A 5,254-nucleotide genomic window follows, 5' to 3' on the forward strand; every position below is an offset into this window, starting at 1 on the left:
CCCCACCTTCCCGGGCCCCGCTCCCCCTAGGGCCGCGCTCCCCACACCCCATTGGCGCGCCCCGGGCCCCGGGACCGGCCGTACCCGCCGCGCAATGCCTCCGCGCGGCGGGTACGCCGGCGTTCCCGGACATGCGCCGGAAGCGAAGATGTCCGCATGACAGCACCCCACACGCCTCACACACCACAAGGCCATGCTCCGCACGCAGAACGTCATGACCTGCACGTAGTACGCGTCTTCTGCGGCCCGGACGGCCAGGGCGGCAACCCGCTGGGCGTCGTACCGAACGGAGCCGCCGTACCGGACCAGGCCGCACGCCGAGCGCTCGCCGCCGATCTCGGCTTCAGCGAGACGGTATTCATCGACGACATGGACAGCGGGCGGCTCGACATCCACACGCCCAGCGTCCGCCTGCCCTTCGCCGGACACCCTCTGGTCGGCACGGCGTGGCTGCTGCGGCACCTGGGGCGGCCGGCGGCCGTGCTGCGCCCGCCGGCCGGTGCGGTGCCGGTCACGTATGACGGGAGCGGGGCGGACGAGGGGGACGCGGTGTGGGTGCGCGGGCGGCCGGAGTGGTCCGCGGGGCGCCGTACGGAGGAGTACGCGACACCCGCGGACGTGGACGCGCTGGACGGGCCGCCGCCCGGCGAAGGCCCGCTCTACGTATGGGCGTGGCGGGACCGGACCGCGGGCACCGTGCGCGCCCGCTACTTCCCGCGCCGCGGCGACGGCATCGTGGAGGACGAGGCCACCGGCGCCGCGGCGCTCACCCTCACCCACGAACTGGGCCGGGCCCTGGACATCCGCCAGGGCACCGGCTCCCGCATCCGCACGCGCCCGTACCCGGACGGAACGATCGCCCTGGGTGGCAGCGTGCGGCCTGTAACGCCGCGCCCCTGACGGACGCGGGACACGTGCTTACGCGCTCAGCGGGAACTCGTTCCCCAGCTCCCGGAACACCGCCGTGTTGAGAGCGAAGGCCCGCTTGCACTCGTCGACCACCCGCTGCTTCTCCAGGTCGTCCACCGGCAGCGCGTCCAGCAGCTCCCGGTATTCGCGCTTGAAGGCGGCGGGGTTGCCTATGCCCTCGAAGACGTAGAACCGCACGCCGTCGCCCTTGCGCGCGAAGCCCCAGGTCTTCTCGGCCGTGCCACGGATGATCTGGCCGCCGGAGAGGTCGCCGAGGTAGCGGGTGTAGTGGTGCGCGACGTACCCGGCGGGCCAGCGGCTCGCGCACTCGGTGATGCGCTCGGCGTACGCGGCGGTGGCCGGCAGGGGCGCCAGCCCCGTACGCCAGGACGGGCCGCCGAGGTGGGCGAGGTCACGCTCCAGTGCCGCCCTGCGGGCCAGCTCGGGCCGGATGAACGGCCCGGCGACCGGGTCGTCGGCGAGGGCCTCGGAGGCGTCCTCCAGCGCGCGGTAGACGAACCACAGCTGCTCGGTGTAGCGCCGGTAGGCCGTGACACCGAGTTTGCCGCCGAGCAGGTCGCCCATGAAGGACGAGTTCTCGGCCTCCGTGTGCTGCTCGTGCGACGCGGTGCGGATCAGCGTGGAGAACGGCACCGCTGCGGCGGACTGCGCGGACGGGGTCGAACTGGGCGCGGCCAAGACGGACCTCCGGGGACCGATGGGGTGCGTGGAGTGCGTACAGGATCGAATTGTGGTTGGTTAGGCTTACCTAAGTCAACCTGTTCCCGACAGGCTGTCGGTAAAACCCTACCGCTGTTGATCCCCGCGCGCAGCGAGATGGCAGCACTCAGGCCGGGACCCGCCGTGCGGGCCCCGGCCTGGGGAGAACTGCGTGACGGCGCGGACTACGGAAGCGTCAGGATCTCCGCGCCGGTGTCCGTGACGACGAGGGTGTGCTCGAACTGCGCGGTCCGCTTGCGGTCCTTCGTCACCACCGTCCAGCCGTCCTCCCACATGTCGTACTCGTGGGTGCCCAGCGTCAGCATCGGCTCGATGGTGAAGGTCATGCCGGGCTTGATGTCGGTGGTGTGGTGCGGGCTGTCGTAGTGCGGGACGATCAGCCCGGAGTGGAAGGACGTGTTGATCCCGTGGCCGGTGAAGTCGCGGACCACCCCGTAGCCGAAGCGCTTGGCGTACGACTCGATGACCCGGCCGATGATGTTGATCTGGCGGCCCGGCTTGACCGCCTTGATCGCCCGGTTGAGGGCCTCCCGGGTCCGGTCCACCAGCAGCTTGGACTCCTCGTCCACGTCGCCGCACAGGTAGGTGGCGTTGTTGTCGCCGTGCACGCCGTCGATGTAGGCGGTCACGTCCAGGTTCACGATGTCACCGTCCCGCAGGACGGTCGAGTCCGGGATGCCGTGGCAGATGACCTCGTTGACCGAGGAGCACAGCGACTTCGGGAAGCCGCGGTAGCCGAGGGTGGAGGGGTAGGCGCCGTGGTCGCACATGAACTCGTGGGCGACCCGGTCCAGTTCGTCGGTGGTCACGCCCGGCGCGATCAGCTTGGCGGCCTCCTCCATCGCCTGGGCGGCGATCCGCCCCGCGACGCGCATCCGCTCGATCGTTTCCGCGTCCTGCACCTCGGGACCCGTGTACGGCGTGGGGGCGGGCCTGCCCACGTATTCGGGGCGGGGGATCGAGGCGGGGACGGGACGGGTGGGGGAGATCTTCCCCGGGACAAGAAGCGACTGGCCAGACATGCCAGCGAGTGTATCCGCGGCCCATCGGGCAGGATGGCGGCACAGGAGTCGCACACAGGAGGCCACGATGGCGCTGTTCAAGAGGCGGACGGCCGGCAAGCCCGGCGAGTGGTTCTACTGCCTCAAGCACGGAACGGTCGAAGAGGGCCCCCAGTGCCGCGCCGCCGACCGCTTCGGCCCGTACGCGACACGCGAGGAGGCGGCCCACGCGATGGAGACCGCCCGCGAACGCAATCTTGAGTGGGAGACCGACCCCCGGTGGCACGAGAAGGGGGGCGGGAAGGAAGAGGGGGAGTCCGCGTAGGGGCGGGGCTGCGCGCCGGGCGGGCGGGGCGGCCGGCCCCGCCCGGCACCGGCTACGCCGCCGTCGTGGTCTCCGCCCGCGCCCCACGCGCCTCCCGCATCCGCACCGCGTGCTCGTTCGTCCGCGCGTCGTACGCCAGCAGCTTCGGCAGCGCCGTGGCCAGCGCCACCACCCCGGCCACGCACAGCACGCCGCCCGCCCACACCGAGGTCCGTACGGAGGTGACGGCCGCCATGCCGCCCGAGCGGACCTGGCCCAGCTGCGGCCCGACCGAGTACGACAGCAGCTCGATGCCGGCCAGCCGGCCGCGCAGCTCGTCGGGGATGGTCTGGTTCCACATGGCCGAGCGGAAGATGCCGCTGACCATGTCGCAGGCTCCGGCCACGGCCAGGCTCAGCAGCACCAGCCAGACGTTGGACGCCCAGCCCGCGGCGGTCATGGCCAGCCCCCAGGCCGCCGCGGCGAACAGCACCGCCCGCCCGTGCCGGTGCACCCGTGAGGTCCAGCCGCTGGTCAGGCTGACCACGCAGGACCCGGCGGGCAGCGCCGCGTACATCAGGCCCAGGGCCCACGGCGCACCGAGATCGTCCGCCAGGAACGGGAAGATCGCCATCGGGAAGGCGAAGAGCATCGCGGTCAGGTCGACGGCGTACGTACCGAGCAGTTCCTTGCGGCTCCAGGCGTAGCGCGCGCCCTCCCAGATGCCGCGCAGCGACGGCTTCTCGGCGTCGTGCGAGGCGGGGGAGGCCGCCAGGCCGACCGCGAGCGCGGCGGATATCGCGAACGTGACGGCGTCGATCGCGTACGCCCAGCGCAGTCCCGCGTACGCGATCAGCACACCGGCCAGCGCGGGCCCGGCGATGGCGCCGATCTGCCAGCGCAGGGCGTTCAGCGCGGACGCGGCGGGCAGCTGGTCGTGCGGGACGATGCGCGGCACGATCGCGTCGAGGGCCGGGCGCTGGAGTCCGGTCAGCGCGCTGGACGCCGCCACGATCACGTACAGCGGCCAGCTCAGCGGGTGCGGCAGCAGGCTGTTGAGCAGCAGCAACACCGACAGCAGACCGAGGGCCACCTCGGTCCACAGGATCAGCTTGCGGCGGTCCATGGCGTCCGCGAGCGCGCCGCCGTACAGGCCGAAGACGATCAGCGGCACGATCTCCACCGCGCCCACCGCGCCGACCGCGAGCGTCGACCCGGTCAGCTCCTTGAGCTGGAACGGCACCGCGACCAGCGTCAGCCACGACCCGAACACGGTCACCGCGCCCGCGCACCACATGCGGCGGAAGTCGGCGGAGGAGCGCCAGGGCGTCAGGTCGGGGAGCAGGGCGGCGGCGCGGCGGGGACGTTTCGGCGGGGGGCGGTCTTGTTCGGTCACAAGGCTTCATCGTGCGGCGGGGCCGGGCGGCGGGCAACCGAATTGAATGCGGGCCCTGCCGGTGCGGCGGACGGCTCATTGCGCAGGCGCAGTCCGCGCAGTCCGCGCAGGTCCGGGGAGGGGGCCGACCGCCTGACGGACCGACTGCCTAATCGTCTAACGGGCGGGGCGTTAGATCGCTGTTAGCCGGCCCCGGAAAGCTGGAGCCCAGCACACGGCCCCAAGGGCGGGCCGCAAACGCTCTCTTCGCGTCCCGCCCGTCGCAGTACCAGCCGCTTCCGCAGTCCCGGCGCCTGCTGTCGCGGCGGCAACCTCCCCCCAGCCGAAGTCAACCGTCCCCGCTCCGCATGCCCTCCCGGCACTTCCGGCGATCCCTTGCTCGCCGCGGCGCGTCCAGAAAGGAACACTCCCGTGAAATCCAGCATGCTCGGCACCCGCTCCCGGAAGCTGGCCACCGGTCTGTGCACGGCGGCCGCCGCCGTGGCGCTGTCCCTCGGAGCCGCGGGCACCGCGGACGCCCAGCCGAACGGCTACCGGGTCTTCGGCGGCAACTACCCGGGCTACGCGCAGTGCGTCCAGGCGGGTTCGCTCAGCATCGCGCTCGGCCTGTACAGCCGTTACGAGTGCGAGGTCATCGACGGCAACAGCAGCGCCAGCCCCTACAAGCTCTGGTACGTGGACTGAGCCGTCACCAGGCCGGTCGACCGCTTTTCCGCCGGCGCCTTCCCCGCACCGCGCCCCCCCTCACCGCACTCCCCCCACCGCGTCCCCAGCAGCCCGCGACACCGAAGGACTCATTGTCATGCCCATAACCCGCAAGCGCTCCCGCTCCGTGGCCCGCTGGGCCGCCACGGCCGCCTCCCTGGCCGCGCTCGTCGGCGGGGCGGCGGGCCTCGCCCCCGC

6 protein-coding genes are annotated in these 5,254 nt (G+C 72.4%); 3 read left to right on the top strand and 3 right to left on the bottom strand.

Going from position 1 to position 5,254, the window contains the following annotated elements; genetic code table 11:
- Nucleotides 1-156: 156 nt before the first annotated feature.
- On the top strand, nucleotides 157-900 hold the full coding sequence (locus tag IH45_RS0142060) for a PhzF family phenazine biosynthesis protein (protein ID WP_050515579.1): 744 nt from the start codon (nucleotides 157-159) through the stop codon (nucleotides 898-900).
- 18 nt (nucleotides 901-918) lie between these two features.
- On the opposite strand, the gene IH45_RS0142065 is transcribed toward IH45_RS0142060, so the two are convergent.
- Both IH45_RS0142065 and map read right to left on the bottom strand, forming a co-directional pair.
- Entirely contained in the window at nucleotides 919-1,608 is a 690-nt protein-coding gene (locus IH45_RS0142065) for a biliverdin-producing heme oxygenase (protein WP_050515580.1), read from the bottom strand.
- Nucleotides 1,609-1,814: 206 nt separating this feature from the next.
- A complete protein-coding gene (gene map / locus IH45_RS0142070) occupies nucleotides 1,815-2,672 on the bottom strand; it encodes a type I methionyl aminopeptidase (RefSeq protein WP_030682234.1) in 858 nt (285 codons plus the stop codon).
- Nucleotides 2,673-2,739: 67 nt separating this feature from the next.
- Between map and IH45_RS0142075 the strand changes: the two genes are divergently transcribed.
- Nucleotides 2,740-2,976 (top strand): hypothetical protein, encoded by a 237-nt coding sequence (locus IH45_RS0142075; protein WP_030682237.1) that lies wholly within the window; start codon nucleotides 2,740-2,742, stop codon nucleotides 2,974-2,976.
- A 52-nt stretch (nucleotides 2,977-3,028) separates the two neighbouring features.
- Here IH45_RS0142075 and IH45_RS0142080 read toward each other — a convergent pair whose 3' ends face one another.
- The gene (locus tag IH45_RS0142080) at nucleotides 3,029-4,351 is read right to left on the bottom strand and encodes an MFS transporter (protein WP_050515581.1); all 1,323 of its coding nucleotides are present in this window, start codon (nucleotides 4,349-4,351) and stop codon (nucleotides 3,029-3,031) included.
- A gap of 411 nt (nucleotides 4,352-4,762) precedes the next feature.
- Here IH45_RS0142080 and IH45_RS0142085 point away from each other — a divergent pair, with 411 nt between their 5' ends.
- Nucleotides 4,763-5,035 (top strand): hypothetical protein, encoded by a 273-nt coding sequence (locus IH45_RS0142085; RefSeq protein ID WP_030682243.1) that lies wholly within the window; start codon nucleotides 4,763-4,765, stop codon nucleotides 5,033-5,035.
- Nucleotides 5,036-5,254 lie beyond the last annotated feature (219 nt).

The sequence above is a fragment of the Streptomyces rimosus subsp. rimosus genome (assembly GCF_000720725.1).
In the GTDB taxonomy this organism is placed as follows: Bacteria; Actinomycetota; Actinomycetes; order Streptomycetales; family Streptomycetaceae; genus Streptomyces; species Streptomyces rimosus_A.